The sequence below is a fragment of the Streptomyces sp. IBSBF 3136 genome (genome assembly GCF_036815105.1).
In the GTDB taxonomy this organism is placed as follows: Bacteria; Actinomycetota; Actinomycetes; order Streptomycetales; family Streptomycetaceae; genus Streptomyces.
In genome coordinates this window covers 63,364-79,357 of record NZ_JAJSZC010000008.1, presented here as the reverse complement: position 1 = coordinate 79,357, position 15,994 = coordinate 63,364, and the positions used below count along the sequence as shown (strand labels likewise).

The window sequence follows — 15,994 nt, the reverse complement described above, 5'->3', positions numbered from 1 at the left end:
GGGCAGACGGGCCGGGCGCCTTCGAGGGGGCGGGCCGGGGGAGCCGGTGGCCTCAGGCCAGCAGGTCCTCGAAACCGCCCTCGCGGGCCAGCGCCTCCAGCTCGTCCAGCGCCGCCACGGCCGCCGCGGCGGCCCCCGGGTCGGCCTCGGCGAGACCGCTCTCGGCGAACTCGTCCTCGTCCAGCCGCCGTACGTCCGTGCCGTCGGCTGAGCGCCACAGGTCCAGGTCGAGGTCCTCCACGACCAGCCGGCCGCCGGACAGGGCGGCCGGGCGGGTCACGTCGCAGTACCAGCCCTTCAGCGTGCCGTCCCCGGCCCGGACCTCCTTCACCGAGTACCAGCGGTCCCGCCAGTAGTGCTCGGTGAACACGTCACCCGGCTCGAAGCGTACGAAGCCGAAGTCGCGCACACCCTCGCCCGCCCACGGCGCGCGAACGAGGACGTGGCCGCCGTCGTCGCGCAGCAGCTCCGCCGCATAACGGATCTTCGTACGGCCGCCCTTGACCAGCACGACCTCCACCTGGGCCGCCGGTTCAGCCGAGTTCACGGACATAGCGCACCTCCGTGGCGCAGATCTCGTACCCGAGCCACTTGTTGATCGCGATCATGGGGTCGTTGCCGGCGTCGTTGCCCGTGAAGGCCTCGGTGATCCCGGCGGCACGGGCCCGGTACAGGGAGTGGATCTTGGCCAGCTTGGCCAGGCCCCGGCCGCGGTGGGCCCGGGCGGTGCCGGTCATCGCGGTGGAGTAGCGGGTGGCGCCGTCGGTGTAGGCCACGCTGAGTGCGACGGGACGGCCGTCGGCGACCGCCAGCATGGTCAGTTCGTGGTCCAGCAGCGGATGCCGCCAGCTCTCCGCCAGCCATGCCTCGTAGTCCGTCAGCTCCACGGGCACCATGCCGGGCTCGTCCGACACCGTCTCCGCGTCGAGCTCGAACACCGGGCGTGGGTCGTCGGCGAAGTCGGCGGCCGTGCGCAGCTCGACGCCCGGCGGGAGCTCCGGCAGCGGCGGCAGCTCGCGGTGCGCCAGGTCGAGGCGGAGGAAGTGGGCGGGGCGGCCCTCGGTGTAGCCGTGCAGCTCGGCGAAGGCGCGGTTGGCGGGCTCGTCGAGGACCCAGGTGTACAGCCTCGTCGCACCGACGGTCGCGAGGTGCTCCTCGGCCACCCGGGCCAGCAGCCGGCCGGCCCCCCGGCCGACCCGGTCCGGGCGCACGTAGACGTTGAGGGCCCCCTGGCCGGGCTCCGGGCTGTCGTACGCCAGCGACACCCCGGCCGCGCCGATCACCTCGCCGTCCTCGACCGCGACGAGCGTGCGCACGTGGGCGTCCGGATGGCGCTGGGTCCCGAGGTGACGGACCGACTCGGGGGTGAACAGGATGTACGGCAGGGCGAGTTGACGGACCCGGGCATAACCCGCGGTGTCGGCCGGTACGTCGGGGTCGAGATCACGCACGATCACGGTCATGAGGCGGCACCGTACGGGCAGACGGGACGGGGGTGCCTCTCATTTTCTCCCGGGTGCGGGACAATCGGCCTGTGAGCCTGAAGATCCGTATCGATGACAGCGCGCCCCCGTACGAGCAGGTCCGGGCGCAGATCTCCGAGCAGGCGCGGTCCGGCGCGCTGCCGGTGGGTTACCGGCTGCCGACCGTACGGGGGCTGGCGGAGTCGCTGGGGCTCGCGGTGAACACGGTGGCCAAGGCGTACCGCGCCCTGGAGGGCGACGGGGTGATCGAGACCCGCGGGCGCAACGGGACGTTCGTCGCCGCCGCCGGCTCGGCCGCCGAGCGTGAGGCCTCGCTGGCCGCCCAGGCGTACGTGGAGCGGGTGCGCCGGCTCGGCCTGGGGGAGCCGGAGGCGCTGGCCGCGGTACGGGACGCCCTGCGGGCGGCCTACGAGACGCGCTGACCGCCGCCCGGAAGTCCTCGTACTGGGCGTACTCGGGCTTTCGGGCGGTGCGGCGAGAGCGCGTGCCGGGCGCCGCACGGCAGAGGACCACTTTCGCAACAGGCCCTAGCCGTGGCGGGCCGGTTCCGGGGTGCGGGTCACCGTGCGGCCCGCCCGCAGGGCCGCCCTCGCGAACGTCACCGCGTCGGCCACCGCCGCACCGCCGGGGTCGTTGTTGAAGTACGCGTACACGTCCGCCGTGTCCGGCCACGTCGTCGCGACGCGGTCCACCCACGTCTCCAGTGACCGTCTGCCGTAGCGCGGCCACGGCTGGGCGCGCCCCTGGTGGAAGCGCACGTACCCCCAGTCGGCGGTCCGCCACAGCGGGCTCACCGGGCGGGCCAGCACGTCCGCCCAGCACAGCGCCGCGCCCCGCGCCTCCAGGACCGCCCGCACCTTCGGCGTCCACCAGGAGTCGTGGCGCGGCTCGACCGCGACCCGGGTGCCCCCGGGGAAGCGGGCGAGGCAGTCGTCGAGCAGGGCCGGGTCCGCGCGCAGGGTCGGTGGGAGCTGGAGGAGCACCGGGCCGAGGCGGTCGCCGAGGCCCGCCGCGTGGGTCATCAGGCGCCGGACCGGTTCCTCGGGCTCCTTCAGCCGCTTGATGTGGGTCAGATAGCGGCTGGCCTTGACCGCCACCACGAAGTCCGGCGGCACCCGGTCCCGCCAGGCCGCGAAGTTCTCCCGGGACGGCAGCCGATAGAACGCGTTGTTGATCTCCACGGTGGCGAACAGCCGCGTGTACTCCTCGAGCCACAGCCGCGTGGGAACACCCGCCGGGTAGACGACGTCCCGCCAGTCCTTGTACTGCCACCCCGAGGTGCCGACGAACAAGGTCATGCCACCATCAAAGCACTACAGGTACAGCCCCGCGTCCGCCCCGTCCCGCGCCCCCGGCACCGACGTGGGCGCGCTGCCCCGGCGCAGCGCGTACAGCTCGGCGAGCGTCGCGCCGTCCCGGCCGACGGCGTCCGGGTGCCCCTCGGCCTCGCCGCCCAGCCAGGTCATCGCCTCCCGGCGGGTCAGCGGGCCCACCTCGATCCGGGCCAGACAGCGGCCGGGCCTCACCACGGCCGGGTGCAGCCGCTCCAGGTCCTCGTTGGTGGTGACGCCGACCAGCACGTTGCGCCCCTGGCCGAGCAGGCCGTCGGTGAGGTTGAGCAGCCGGGACAGGGCCTGGCCCGCGGTGTGCTTGGCCTCGCCGCGGATCAGCTCGTCGCAGTCCTCCAGCAGCAGCAGGCGCCAGCGGCCCTTGCCCGTGCTGTCGTCCTCGCCGATCGCGATGTCCATCAGGTAGCCGACGTCGGAGAAGAGCCGCTCCGGGTCGAGAACGCAGTCCACCTGGCACCAGTCCCGCCAGGAGCGGGCGAGCGTGCGCAGCGCGGAGGTCTTGCCGGTGCCCGGCGGCCCGTGCAGCAGGAGCAGGCGGCCCGCGATGTCCTCGGGCGTCGTCCTCATCAGCCGGTCCATCGCGTCCGCCACCGGCGCCGTGTAGTTGGGCCTGACCTCGTCCCAGGTGCCCGCCGAGATCTGGCGGGTGGTGCGGTGCGGGCCGCGCCGCGGGGAGACGTACCAGAAGCCCATCGTGACGTTCTCCGGCTGCGGCTCCGGCTCGTCGGCCGCGCCGTCCGTGGCCCGGTCGAGGACGGTCTTCGCCAGTTCGGCGGTGGTCGCGGTGACCGTGACGTCCGCGCCCCGGTTCCAGCGGGAGACCAGCAGGGTCCAGCCCTCGCCCTCGGCGAGGGTCGCGCTGCGGTCGTCGTCGCGGGCCACCCGCAGCACCCGGGCGCCCTCCGGGAGCAGGGTGGCGCCGGAGCGCACCCGGTCGATGTTCGCCGCGTGCGAGTACGGCTGCTCGCCCGTCGCGAAGCGGCCGAGGAACAGCGCGTCGACGACGTCGGACGGCGAGTCGGAGTCGTCGACGTGGAGCCGGATCGGCAGAGCGTCGTGTGGGTTCGCAGACATGCCGCCATGATCCGCCACGGATGCCCCCCGCGCACGGCATTTCCGCCGCTTGTTCCGGGTGTTCCCAAGACCTGCCCCGTATGTGCCGTACGCCGTTACTGTTGTCCTTGATGGGACGTCATGGGTGGTATACGGGGGCTCGGCGGTGGCGGCTCACCGCTCTGCTCGGGGTCGGGGTGGCCGCGCTCGCCCTGGTGGTGACCCTGTTCAACACGCTGCCCGGGGGAGGCGCGAGCACCGCCGGCACCTCACGCGACGGCGACAAGGTGCACGGCACCCCGGCCACGCCGTCCCGGCCACCGCGGCCCGAGGTGGGCTGGGGCTTCACCCACACCCAGTACAGCGCCGACGACGGCGGCGGCACGGCCGTCGACCGGGTCCGGCGGCTGCTCGCGAAGGACGGCGGACTGCCGCAGGACCAGGCGCTGATGGGCTGGGGCGCCGACAACCCCGAGCCGGTCGAGGGCCGTTACGACTTCGGGGCGATGGACCGCCGGATCGACTTCATCCGCAGGTCGGGCGGCACCCCCGTGGTCACGCTGTGCTGCTCGCCGGACTGGATGAAGGGCGGCAGGCCCGGCGCCGGCAACACCGACTGGAGCCGGTCCGCCCTGGAGACCGCGCCCACCCCTGACCACTACCAGGACTTCGCCGACCTGGCCGCGACCGTCGCCAGGCGCTACCCCGACGTACGCCACTTCGTCGTCTGGAACGAGTTCAAGGGCTTCTGGAACAACGCCCGCGGCCGCTGGGACTACGAGGGCTACACGAAGATGTACAACCTCGTCTACCGGGCGCTGAAGAAGGTCGACAAGGACATCATGGTCGGCGGCCCCTACCTGGTCATGGACAGCCTGGACCCGCGCGACCAGAACGCCTCGGGCGCGCTGAAGGGCCCCTGGGGCGCCATGGACCAGCGGGTCCTCGACGCCTTCGGCTACTGGAACGCCCACCGGGCCGGAGCCGACTTCGTGGTCGTCGACGGCTCCAGCTACACCAACGACGACGAGACACTGCCGGACGAGTTCGCCGCCACCGCCAAGTTCACCGCGGTCGGCGACTGGGTCGGGCGGCAGACCCACGGCCTTCCCCTGTGGTGGGCCGAGTACTACGTGGAGCCCGCCGACGGCAAGGGCGAGCGCACCGGCTGGTCCGAGGCCCACCGCCTCGCCGTGCACGCCGCCGGGCTGATCGCCATGGTCGAGGGCGGCGCCTCCTCCGGCTTCTACTGGAACCCGGAGGAGGCCAGGGGCACCGACTGCGCCGGTTGCCTGTGGAGCCCCACCGGCAGCGCCGATGGGGGACGCCAACTGCCCATGTACGCCCTGCTGTCACGGTTCGGCGAGGCGTTCCCGCCGGGCACCCGGTACGAGACGGTGTCCGTCGCCCCGGACGACGTGCCCCACGTCCGCGTCCTCGCCGACCGCGAGCGGGTGCTGGTGGTCAACACCCTCGACCGGACGATCAGTGCCCGGGTCGACAGGAAGCGGTTCGACCTGCACGCGTACGAGGTGAAGTGGCTCGACCGCTGAGCCGCCCACCCCGCACCCGTCACCGCGCTTGACCTGACCTCACTTCATGGTCAGGAACCGCTGCACCAGCGAGCCGAACAGCACCGCGAGCAGCGGCAGCGCGAACCAGAAACCGCCCTGGAGCAGCCGCAGCCGGCGCACCCCCGGCCGCACCGCGACCCGGACCACCTCACGTGCCGTGAGCAGCAGGACCAGGGCCACGGCGGCCAGCGCGCCCATCACCGACCAGGGTGTCCACGTCACCTGCGGCCCGATGGGGCCGGGGTCGGGCACCGGCACCCGGCCCGCCGGCCGCCCCCGCATCGCGTACACCGTGACGTCGTCGTCGACCAGGACCCTCGTCAGCTCCCGCCGCTCGTCCAGGTGCCGGACCAGCCGGGACTCCCAGGTCGCCGGGTAGCCCGCGTCCAGCTCCAGGTAGGTCACCTGACTCTCGTTCACCATCAGGTACGAGTTCGGTCCCGCGTCCTTGAGCGCCTTGACCAGGCCGGAGACCCGCACCGGGTCGACGGGCGCCTGCGTCGGCAGGTAGTCCACCCGCTCCATGTCCCGCGCGCCCCACGGCAGCGCCGGGGTCACGTCGTCGACCGGGTCCTGGGTCAGCCACAGCAGCCGTACGGTCGGCCGGTCGTGGGCGTACACCCAGTCCATGGCCGCGACCTCGCCGGGCCGGGTCCGCTCGAACGGCTCGTTGCCCCACCGGGCCACCAGGAAGCCGCCCATCAGCAGCAGCCCCGCCACGAGCGCGGCCACCGGGGCGAGGCTGATCCGGTGCCTCGCCCGCTCCTCCGCGGTGGCACCGGCGCGCGGGAACAGCGCGAGGGCGCCGAGCAGGGCCGCGCCCGGCACCGCGAACATGAAGACGCGCAGCGCCATCTCACCGCCGTAGGACTGCATGCCGAAGCCCAGGAACGGGACGAAGGTGAGCACCAGCAGCGACCGCTCGCGGTACCGGTGGAGGCGTCTGCGCCACCAGCCCCAGCAGGCGAACGCCATCACCGAGCCGGCCAGCAGCACCCGGGTGTACAGGACCAGCTTGTGGGTCGAACTCCCGCCCTGGATACGGCCGGAGACGGACGTCGAGACGTTGCTGCCCACCCCGCCGACCCCGCCGAACAGGTCGTCGAAGTGGCCGGACCAGTACGGCTCGGCCATGAAGCCGACCCAGGCCGCCACCAGCACAGCGAACAGGATGGGCAGCCCGCGCAGTTCCGACCGCCCGGCCAGCACCAGTGCCGTGAGCACACCGAGCATCACGAACGGGGTGAGCTGGTGGGCCGGGACGCTCGCCGCGTACAGGCCGATCAGCACCAGCAGCAGCACGGCACGCTGCCGCCGGTCGGTGGGCGCCACCTCGGCCTCGCCGGGGCGGCGCCCGGACCAGATCACCCGCGGGGCGCGGAACCAGACCAGCAGGACGGCGACGAAGACGAGGTACAGCAGATAGGTGAAGCCCTGCGGGGAGAAGTAGTCCTGGCCGACCCAGCCGCTCAGCACGAAGAGCCAGACTCCGGTCCACTTGGCCCGCCAGCTCGCCCGCAGGGACCGGGTCAGCAGGAACATCGGTGCCAGATAGGCGAGCTGGACGGCCGTGGGCCACCAGCGGATGATCTCCGTGAAGTCGTCGATCCCGCACGCCCGGGCGACGAACGCGGCCGCCGCGAAGAAGCCGGGCCAGCTCCAGCGGGCGTCCAGGTCCGGTACGGCGGAGCCGGTGCGGTCGATGTAGTCGATGAAGCCGAGGTGCTGCCAGGCCGTCGCGAACCGCGGCTCGGTCTCCAGCACCGCGGGCAGCGCGTGCAGGGACACCACCGTCGCCAGCAGGGTGACCAGGAGCAGCGCCCGGTGCTCGCGGCGCAGCCACAGCAGCGAGGCGAACACCGTGACCAGCAGCGCGGCCCCCACCAGGGTGGGCAGGGGCAGCACGGAGACCAGGCCGAGCCCGCCCATCCCGTCCAGGTCGCCCTCACCGAGCCGCAGCGCCGGCACCCAGTACAGCAGCAGCGCGGCGACCAGCAGACAGCCGAGGACCACTCCGGAACGGGTGGGCGTGGCCCGCTTGCCCGGTGCGGGCGGTGCGGGCGGTGCGGGCGGTGCGGGCGGTGCGGGTGGTGGCGGCTCGTCGGGTACGGCGTCGCCGTCCGCGAGGTCACCGGCCGCCGCCCGCGTGAACGGCGCGTCGACCTCGGTACCACCGGTGGGCGACACGTACCCGAACGGCGCGACGCCCGCTCCGAACGGGGCGTCCACCTCCTCCGAGGGCTTGCCGGACGTCCCGGACGTGGCGCCGGCCTCTCCGAACGGGAGCGGCGCGTCCGATTCCTCGAACAGGGCGTCGACCCCTCCGAACGGCGCCTCGGACTCCTCGAACAGAGCGTCAGCGGGCCCGAAGGGGGCGTCGGTCTCCTCGAATCGTGCGTCGGCTGTCCCGAAGGGGGCGTCCACAGGCACGAAGGGGGTGTCGGTCTCGCCGAATCGTGTGTCGGCGGTCCTGAACGGGGCGTCCCCAGGTCCGAGCGGTGGATCGGCCGTCCCGAACGGTGTGGCAGCGTCGTGCTGCGGTGTGCCGGTCCCCGCTTTTCGCAGGAGTGCCGCCTCCGCCGGGCCGAGTGACGCCTCGGCGCCCGGCTCCGGTTCCTCGACCGGGCGCGGTACGGGCACGCCGGCCGGTGGGGTGCCGGGGCCCGGGCGGACGTCCGGGCGGCGTTCGAGGTGGTCGAAGTCGACGTGGATGCCGAGGGCGAGGGTGTCCTTCTCCAGTGCCCAGCCCGGACTGTGCCGGGGCGTGGGGGAGCCGGCCGGGAGGCCGGGGTCGTCCCCGCGCGGGCGGGAGCCCGCGCGCGGCCGGGAGCGGGAGGGCTCCCCGAGGTCGGCGAGGTCGCCGTCCGGTGCCGCGGCGTCCGGCACGGTGACGGGAGCCGCACGGACCGTCCGCCACAGTCTCGGCGCGGCGAGCGCCACGATCACGGTCAGGCTGGAGATCTCGGCGACACCCGCGCCGGTCAGGCCCATCCGCGGCAACAGCAGCAGGGTCAGGCCCAGCACCAGCACGCACAGCAGGCCCTGCAGCCAGGCGAGTCCGGCGGTCCGGCTCTGCGCGCGCAGCACCGCGAAGTGCGTCTCCATCACGACCCGCAGCACCGAGCCGATCGCGAACCAGCGCAGCAGCGGGGTCGCCGCGTCCGCGTAGCCGTCGCCGAACACGCCGAGGATCCAGGGCGCGCCGACGAACAGCGCACCCGCGATCGGCAGCATGATCCGGGCCATGCGCCGCAGCGCGGCACGGGTGTCGGCGGCGAGCCGCCCCGGATCGTGCGAACCCTCGACCGTCAGCGACGCGCCCATGTTGATGGCGAGCAGGTTGGTCGTGCCGCCGATGGTGGTGGTGATGTAGAAGTACGCGTTGTCCTCGGCGCTGACCTGCGAGGCGATGATCACCGGGACCAGGTAGACCACGGCGAGCGAGAACAGGGACCCGGTGTAGTCCCCGGCCAGGAACCTGCCGATCTCGCGCAGCGCCGGCGGCTTGGCGTGGCCCTCGGTCGACCTGACGTGCCGCGGCACGAGACGCCGGAACACCAGCCAGCCCAGCGGCACCACCGAGGTGGCGATCGCCGCGACCCAGGACACGAAGACGCCGGTGGTCGGGACGGCCACGGCGAACGCGACGAGCAGCCCCAGCTTCACGGCCGAGAACACGGTGTTGCCGACCGGCACCCACGGCGCGCTGCGCAGCCCGGTCAGCACACCGTCCTGGAGGGTGAGCAGGTTCCAGGCGACGACGGCCGCGATGAATCCCAGCCCGTTGACCGGCCCGTGCAGGAAGCGGTACGACGGCCCCCACGCGCCCAGGGTCATCAGGAAGACGCCGGCGGCGAGCGCCACGATCAGCGAACTGCCCGCGTAGGTGCGAAAGATGAGGCGGCCGGTGCGCTGCCCCGACACCGGGATGAAGCGGGCCAGCGCGCCGGTCAGGGTCACCGCGGTCAGTCCGGCGAGCAGCTTCATCGCGGCGATGGCGGCGGAGCCCTGGCCGACCGCCGCCTCGGAGTAGTAGCGGGCCGCGGCCAGCCAGAAGCCGAGCCCGAGGACGGCGGAGATGCCGGTGTTGAGCATCAGCGCGTAGGCGTTGCGGAACAGCGGGCTGCCGCCGGCCGGGCGGCCCGCCCCGGGCAGGCGCAGTCGGCGTCCGGGCCGCTCGGGCGCCTGGGTCCCGGGCGGCGCGGTCTCGGTGGTGGTGGTCGTGTCAGACACGGGAGCTGATGGCCTTCCGGCGGACCTGGTGTGCTCTTCGGACGAGTGCGTAGCCCTTGGTGAGGGCGCGGTCCCTGGCGAAGTTCCGGGCGATCGCGCGGCCCTTGAGCAGCCGTTCGAACTCCTCGACGCCGGTGCCGCGGCGGACGGTGACGCGGCGCAGGGCGTAGGGACCCTGCCGGCGGCGGGCGAGCCCGTTGCCGACGGCCAGCGCCTGGCCGTACCCCGCCGCGCGCACCGCCTGGCGAACCCGGCGGCTGGAGTAGCCGTAGGGGTAGGCGAACGACACCGGCCGCGCGCCGAGTTCCGCCGTGAGGATGTCGGTGCTGTGCCCGAGTTCCGCGCGCAGCGCCGCGTCGTCGAGCTGGTCGAGTTGCGGGTGGGTGTGGCTGTGGCCGCCGATCTCGACGCCGGTGTTCGCGAGGTCGCGCACCTGCTGCCAGTCCAGCATGGTGTCCAGGCCGCCGCCGGTGTCGTACGCGCCCTTGATCCAGCCGGTGGAGACGAACAGCGTGGCCGGGAAGCCGTGCCGGGCGAGCACGGGCAGGGCGTGCCGGTGGACGCCCTCGTAGCCGTCGTCGAAGGTGATCAGCACCGGCCGGGCGGGCAGCGGGGCGCCGCGGCGCCAGTGCGCCGCGAGGCCGGCGGTGGTCACCGGGGTCAGCCCGAGGTCGCCGATGAGCGCCATCTGCTCGGCGAACGCCTCGGGAGCGACCGACAGCTCCCGGGTGGCGTCGTTGGGCGCGCTCGCCACCGCGTGGTACATGAGGATCGGCACGGGTGCGTCGGTCACGGGCGTTCCCCCTCGATCCGTACGACGGAGAACGTGGTACCGCCCCGCCGGGCGCGCACCCGTCCCACGACGTAGCCGCTCGCCGCCGTCAGCACCCCGGCGACGATGGCGCCCGCGCGTCCCGCGCCACCCGGCCGGGCGAGCAGCGCGTCCCGCAGGCCACGGGCGACGCCCGCGGGCAGCACGCGGGTCGTGTACCGGCGTTCGGACTCCAGCCCCTTGCCGGCGCCGACGCTCCGCGCCACCAGGGCCTTCGACAGGCCCTCGGCGTAGGTGCGGGTGCGGAAGTACGCGAAGCGTTCCCGGGGCCCGGGCACCCGGTGGTGGATCACCGCGCGGTCGTCGATGAGCAGCAGCGCGTCGGGGCGGGCCCGGGTGAGGCGAATGCACAGTTCCGTCTCCTCGCAGCCCAGCGGGCGCCGGTCGCCGTCGCGTCCGATGCCGGTGGCGAAGCCGCCCGCGGCCTCGAACGCCGTACGCCGGAAGGAGGCGTTCCCGCCCAGGACGTTGCGGACCCGGACCCGGCCGGGCGGCAGTCCCCGGTAGGTGCAGCCCACCACCCAGTCGAACTCCTCGGGGAACCAGGCCGGGCGCCGGCCCGACGCCCAGACGGGGATCGTGCGGCCGCCGACGGCCATCACCTTCGGGTCGGCATACCCCTCGGCGAAGCGGCGCAGCCAGTCGCGCTCGGCCACGGCGTCGTCGTCGAGGAAGGCGATCACCTCGCCGTGGGAGGCGGCGATGCCGGTGTTGCGGCCGGCCGACAGGCCGCGCGGGCCCGCGTTGGCCAGCACCCGCACCCCGGCCTCCGCCTCGTACTCCCGGGCCAGCCGCTCCAGCAGGGCGGCGTTGTGGTCCACGACCAGGAGCGTCTCCAGCGCCGGACACGACTGCGCGCGCACCGAGGAGACCGCCGCGAGGATGTCCTCCCAGCGGTCCTCGGTGTACACGCAGATCACGACGGAGATGCCGGGATCTCTCAAGACACCTCTCCCCGGACCGAGTCGAGCAGTGGGGAGTGGTGTTCCTGGCGGCGCAGCTCGCGCCGGTTGGAGCGTTCCCTGAGGATGACCTTCAGCACCCGGAACCCGTCGCGGACCGCGCGCAGGTTGCTCGTGCCGTGGATCCGCAGGTACTCGTGGCTCGGGATCTCCTGCACCTTCAGGCCCGCCTTGACCACTCTGATGTTCATCAGCGTCTCGACCTCGAAGCCGGTGCAGTCGAGGTCGATCTTGTCGAGGCAGTGCCGCCAGAACGCGTTGTATCCGTAGCACAGGTCGGTGTAGCGGGCGCCGAACTTGCGGTTGACGACCGTGCACAGTGCCCAGTTGCCGAGCTTGCGGATGAAGGTCATGTCGTCGGTGCCGCCGCCGTTGGCGAAGCGGGAGCCCTTGGCGAAGTCGGCGCCCGAGACGAGCGCGGAGACGTAGGAGACGATCTCGCCCCCGTCGGCCGAGCCGTCCGCGTCGACCATCACGACGATGTCGCCGGTGCACGCCTCGAAACCGGAGATCAGGGCATCCCCCTTGCCCTTGCCCCGCTGTTCGACGACCTTCACCGCGGGCCACAGCGAACGGGCGACCTCGACGGTGTCGTCGGTGGAATTGCCGTCGACGAGAACGACTTCCTGGATCCAGCCCGGAAGGGTCTTGAAGACGTAGGGCAGATTCTCCGCCTCGTTCATGGCGGGAATCACCACGCTCACCGGCGGAGTGATCGCCAGGTGGGAGGAGATGGGCCGGTAGTGGGTGGCGATCAGCGGATTCTTGCCCGAACTGGGCGGATGCAGAACAGAACTCATGAGTGTGTGTCCCTCTCGTCCGGTGGACCGCCCGCCCCTGGGCGGCCCGGCTCTGTGTCCGGTTCGAAAGGGGGGTTCTCATCGCGGGCACGGCGAACTGCTCTCCGTGCACCCTGACGAGCTGGCAAAGCTGGCCGGCCTGCCCGAAGAAGAAGGCAGGCGGTCGCGCGGCACGACTCGGTGACACGCGCGGTCACCGAGCACGGCACCCCCCTACCGCGCCCCGCGCCGGAACGTCACGGCCCTGAGCCCTCCCCTGAACCGCGTGCCGACGGACCGATGCGGGTGAGATGTACGACGGTATTGACGATTGAAGCAAAATGGCAAGGCCTGGAACGAGCCTCACGTTTTTGTTGGTTTGGCCGTTACACAACTTTGGCCCGGGTTGGTCACTCTTGCGGGAGTTTCCTCGCAGACCGTTCCCGGTGAGCGAGGATCCGATGAGCAAGGATTCGGTGCGCGAGGAGAGGCAGGAGGAGGAGCAGGCTGAGCACGGTCACCGCGACGACACCGCCGCGGACCGACCAGCGGTGCACCGCCAGCATCGCCTGGGCGACCAGCATGTTCAGCACGACCGCTCCCGCCAGCGCGGTGAGCACCCGGCCGAACGGTTCCAGCCCGCGCAGCGCCGCCCCGATGCCCGCGGCGGGTGCCGCGAGCAGGAAGAACAGCGTGCACGGGCCGCGCAGTGGTGTGCCGGCGTCGGTGAGGGCGAGAGTCGCGCCGACCGCTCCGACGGCCGTGGCCGCCCCCGCGAGCAGGGGTGACAGGTCCCTCCCCGGTCCTGTCCCGGTCCGCTCGGCGCCGCCTCCGGCGTCGTCCGTCGAAGGTGTCTTGATGCGTAACGTCTGCATTGGCGACTTTGCCCCCCAAGGCGCCGGATGTCGGCTTCAATGTCGCGCAGCCGTGCCGGGCCGTCAAGACGGCACCCTCTCTTTAAACATGTGTTCCCATCGCGGGATCCCCGGTGGCCATCCCGCGCAATTGACGCTCCGTCGGCATATCTGACATGCACACGCAAGCCCTGGAAGGGTGAACTTCCTGGGGCGATCCGGTCGAGACGTCGTTGAGAGCTGAAAAGTCTTGGCATGGACACTTCCCGTCAACACGCGTAGTTGCTACGAAAGTCATGGCAGAGATCCTGCTAAAGGGAGGTTCCATGAGACGTTCCCGACTTACCGGATTCGTTACCTCGCTCCTCCTCGCCACCGGTCTCGGTCTGACCGGGGCCGCCACGGCGCAGGCTTCACCGACGGCCGCGACCGGCGGCTACGTGGCGCTCGGCGACTCCTACTCCTCCGGGGTGGGATCAGGCAGTTACATCAGCTCCAGCGGCAACTGCGACCGCAGCACCAAGGCGTACCCGTACCTGTGGAACGCCGCCCACGGCCCGTCCTCGTTCGCCTTCAACGCCTGCTCGGGCGCCCGGACCGACGACGTGCTGGCGGGTCAGCTCGGCTCCCTCAGCTCCTCCACCGGCCTGGTGTCCATCACCATCGGCGGCAACGACGCCGGTTTCTCCGACGTCATGACGACCTGTGTCACCAGCTCCGACAGCACCTGCCTCGCCAGGATCAACACCGCCAAGGCGTACGTCGACTCGACGCTCCCCGGCAAGCTCGACGCCGTCTACGACGCGATCAGCGCCAAAGCCCCGGCCGCCCGGGTGGTCGTGATCGGCTACCCCCGCTTCTACAAGATCGGCCAGACCTGCATCGGGCTCTCCGACACCAAGCGGTCCGCCATCAACAGCGCGGCCGACTACCTGGACGACGCCATCCAGAAGCGCGCCCTGGACCACAACTTCGTCTTCGGTGACGTCCGCACCCCGTTCACCGGTCACGAGATCTGCTCCGGCGACTCCTGGCTGCACAGCCTCAACTGGCTCGACATCGGCGAGTCGTACCACCCCACGGCGACCGGCCAGTCCGGTGGCTATCTGCCGGTGCTCACCAACGCGGCCTGAGCCGTACGGCCGGCATCGTCAACGCGAGACCTTCCCGGTTCGACCCGTCAGGGTGAATTCACCCTGTGGTTCCCCGTGCGACTCACCGTGTGGTTCCCGGAGCGCATGCTCAGGGTGAGGCCGAAGGGGATGCGGAGGCCCCGTCCGACGGGGTCTCCGTGGCCGTCGTCGCGCACGTCACCGTGAACGGCACCGCGTTCGACGTGGCCCGCACCGGACTCCGCACCTCCACGCTGATCCCGTTCTCGACCGTCCCGCTGTCGGAGTAGGCGGTCACGACCACCCGCACCTGCCGGGTGGCGCCCCCGCCCGACGGGAACGACAGCGTCTTCCACCCCGGGTCGGACACCGACCCGTGCGCCAGCACCCACCGGTACTCCACCCGCGCGGGCAGCCGGCCCACCGTGAACGTCGCCGTGAACGCGGGCGCCTGGGCGTCCGGCGGCGGGCAGGTCCCGTCGTACGTCGTGTGCGCACCCGCCAGCGTGACCCGCACCGACTGGGCCGGCCGGCTGCTCGGCGCGGCACTGCTCGGCGTGGACGGCGGCGCCTCGGACTTCGCGTCGGTGCCGGTGCTCGCCGAGGGGGAGTGCGCGGTACCGCTCGCCCGTCCGGTGCGCGCGTCGTCGCTCCCGTCACCGCCGCCGTGCCCGTGGTCGAGCAGCGCGTACGTCAGCCCCGCGACCGCCAGGACGACCGCCAGCAGACCCGCCACCAGCACCGCGCCCGAACGCCGTCCGCGCTCCGGCCCGGCCGCCGTGGTGCGCGGCTCCGCGTACCCGGTGGGCAGCGGCACCGGCGGCGTGGGCGAGGGCCGTTGCGGCCGCGCGGCGACCGTCGGGGCGTACGGCGAGGACGGCAGCGGCCGGGTGCGGGCCGCTCCGCCCGCCGCCACGGTCCGCAGATCCCGCTCGGCCCGCTCGGCGGACAGCCGTTCGGCGGGGTCCTTGCGCAGCAGCCCCTCGATGACCGGGGCGAGCGGTCCGGCCCGCCGGGGCTCGGGCAGTTCGTCGTCCACCACCGCGCGCAGGGTGCTCAGCGGAGTGTCGTGCCGGAACGGGGAGTTGCCCTCGACGGCCGCGTACAGCAGCACGCCCAGCGACCACAGGTCCGACTCGGGGCCCGGGTTGCGTCCCAGTGCCCGCTCGGGGGCGAGGAACTCGGGCGAGCCGATCACCTCCCCGGTCATGGTGAGCGCGGAGCTGCCCTCGACCGTCGCGATGCCGAAGTCGGTGAGCACCACCCGGCCGTCGTCGGCCAGCAGCACGTTGGCCGGCTTCACGTCCCGGTGCAGCACCCCGGCGGCGTGCGCGGCGCGCAGCGCGGCCAGCACCTCGGCGCCGATGTGCGCCGCCCGCTCCGGCGTGAACGGGCCCTCGGCGTCGAGCCGGTCGGCCAGCGACAGGCCCCGCACCAGCTCCATCACGATCCAGGGGCGCCCGCCCTCCATGGCCACGTCGTACACCGTGACCACGTTGCGGTTCCCGACCCGGGCCGCCGCCCACGCCTCGCGCTCCAGCCGCGCGTACAGCCGCTCGACGTCCGCGACGTCCAGCCCGGCCGGGGCCCGCACCTCCTTGACGGCCACCTCGCGGTGCAGCACCTCGTCCCGGGCGCGCCACACGGTGCCCATGCCGCCCTCGCCCAGCGGGGACAGCAGACGGTATCGGTCCGCGATCACACGTTCACGGCCCGGCTCTTCGGACACGGGGTCCCCCCACGGCATCTGTCGCGATATCAA

At 72.8% G+C, this 15,994-nt stretch carries 13 protein-coding genes; 3 read left to right on the top strand and 10 right to left on the bottom strand.

Annotated elements, in window-relative coordinates:
* Positions 1–52: 52 nt before the first annotated feature.
* Together V7E45_RS03385 and V7E45_RS03380 are read right to left on the bottom strand one after the other, a co-directional pair.
* A complete protein-coding gene (locus tag V7E45_RS03385) occupies positions 53–553 on the bottom strand; it encodes a DUF402 domain-containing protein (protein ID WP_333772534.1) in 501 nt (166 codons plus the stop codon).
* Positions 534–1,463 carry a GNAT family N-acetyltransferase gene (locus V7E45_RS03380; RefSeq protein ID WP_333772533.1) on the bottom strand — a complete coding sequence of 310 codons (930 nt, stop codon included), beginning with the start codon at positions 1,461–1,463 and terminating at the stop codon, positions 534–536. Before V7E45_RS03380 ends, V7E45_RS03385 begins: the two co-directional genes overlap by 20 nt.
* Positions 1,464–1,534: 71 nt before the next feature.
* On the opposite strand from V7E45_RS03380, the gene V7E45_RS03375 reads away from it, so the two are divergent.
* On the top strand, positions 1,535–1,906 hold the full coding sequence (locus V7E45_RS03375; RefSeq protein ID WP_333772532.1) for a GntR family transcriptional regulator: 372 nt from the start codon (positions 1,535–1,537) through the stop codon (positions 1,904–1,906).
* A gap of 105 nt (positions 1,907–2,011) precedes the next feature.
* Here V7E45_RS03375 and V7E45_RS03370 read toward each other — a convergent pair whose 3' ends face one another.
* Both V7E45_RS03370 and V7E45_RS03365 read right to left on the bottom strand, forming a co-directional pair.
* Positions 2,012–2,782 carry a DUF72 domain-containing protein gene (locus V7E45_RS03370; protein WP_333772531.1) on the bottom strand — a complete coding sequence of 257 codons (771 nt, stop codon included), beginning with the start codon at positions 2,780–2,782 and terminating at the stop codon, positions 2,012–2,014.
* Between the two features lie 15 nt (positions 2,783–2,797).
* Positions 2,798–3,907: a DUF5925 domain-containing protein gene (locus tag V7E45_RS03365; RefSeq protein ID WP_333772530.1), complete on the bottom strand. Its 1,110-nt coding sequence runs from the start codon at positions 3,905–3,907 to the stop codon at positions 2,798–2,800.
* 110 nt (positions 3,908–4,017) lie between these two features.
* Here V7E45_RS03365 and V7E45_RS03360 point away from each other — a divergent pair, with 110 nt between their 5' ends.
* Complete coding sequence (locus V7E45_RS03360; RefSeq protein WP_333772529.1) at positions 4,018–5,439, top strand: GH39 family glycosyl hydrolase; 1,422 nt, start codon at positions 4,018–4,020, stop codon at positions 5,437–5,439.
* A gap of 39 nt (positions 5,440–5,478) precedes the next feature.
* On the opposite strand, the gene V7E45_RS03355 is transcribed toward V7E45_RS03360, so the two are convergent.
* The 5 genes from V7E45_RS03355 to V7E45_RS03335 all read right to left on the bottom strand — a co-directional run bounded on the left by V7E45_RS03355 (position 5,479) and on the right by V7E45_RS03335 (position 13,141).
* A complete protein-coding gene (locus V7E45_RS03355; protein ID WP_333772528.1) occupies positions 5,479–9,693 on the bottom strand; it encodes a lipopolysaccharide biosynthesis protein in 4,215 nt (1,404 codons plus the stop codon).
* Positions 9,686–10,486 carry a polysaccharide deacetylase family protein gene (locus tag V7E45_RS03350; protein WP_333772527.1) on the bottom strand — a complete coding sequence of 267 codons (801 nt, stop codon included), beginning with the start codon at positions 10,484–10,486 and terminating at the stop codon, positions 9,686–9,688. Before V7E45_RS03350 ends, V7E45_RS03355 begins: the two co-directional genes overlap by 8 nt.
* Positions 10,483–11,469 carry a glycosyltransferase family 2 protein gene (locus V7E45_RS03345; protein ID WP_333772526.1) on the bottom strand — a complete coding sequence of 329 codons (987 nt, stop codon included), beginning with the start codon at positions 11,467–11,469 and terminating at the stop codon, positions 10,483–10,485. Before V7E45_RS03345 ends, V7E45_RS03350 begins: the two co-directional genes overlap by 4 nt.
* On the bottom strand, positions 11,466–12,287 hold the full coding sequence (locus V7E45_RS03340) for a glycosyltransferase family 2 protein (protein WP_333772525.1): 822 nt from the start codon (positions 12,285–12,287) through the stop codon (positions 11,466–11,468). Before V7E45_RS03340 ends, V7E45_RS03345 begins: the two co-directional genes overlap by 4 nt.
* A 389-nt stretch (positions 12,288–12,676) precedes the next feature.
* Entirely contained in the window at positions 12,677–13,141 is a 465-nt protein-coding gene (locus V7E45_RS03335; RefSeq protein WP_333772524.1) for a hypothetical protein, read from the bottom strand.
* A gap of 305 nt (positions 13,142–13,446) precedes the next feature.
* Between V7E45_RS03335 and V7E45_RS03330 the strand changes: the two genes are divergently transcribed.
* Positions 13,447–14,253, top strand: coding sequence for an SGNH/GDSL hydrolase family protein (locus tag V7E45_RS03330; RefSeq protein ID WP_333772523.1), 807 nt, complete (start codon positions 13,447–13,449; stop codon positions 14,251–14,253).
* 109 nt (positions 14,254–14,362) lie between these two features.
* On the opposite strand, the gene V7E45_RS03325 is transcribed toward V7E45_RS03330, so the two are convergent.
* A complete protein-coding gene (locus tag V7E45_RS03325) occupies positions 14,363–15,979 on the bottom strand; it encodes a serine/threonine-protein kinase (protein ID WP_333772522.1) in 1,617 nt (538 codons plus the stop codon).
* Positions 15,980–15,994: the final 15 nt, after the last annotated feature.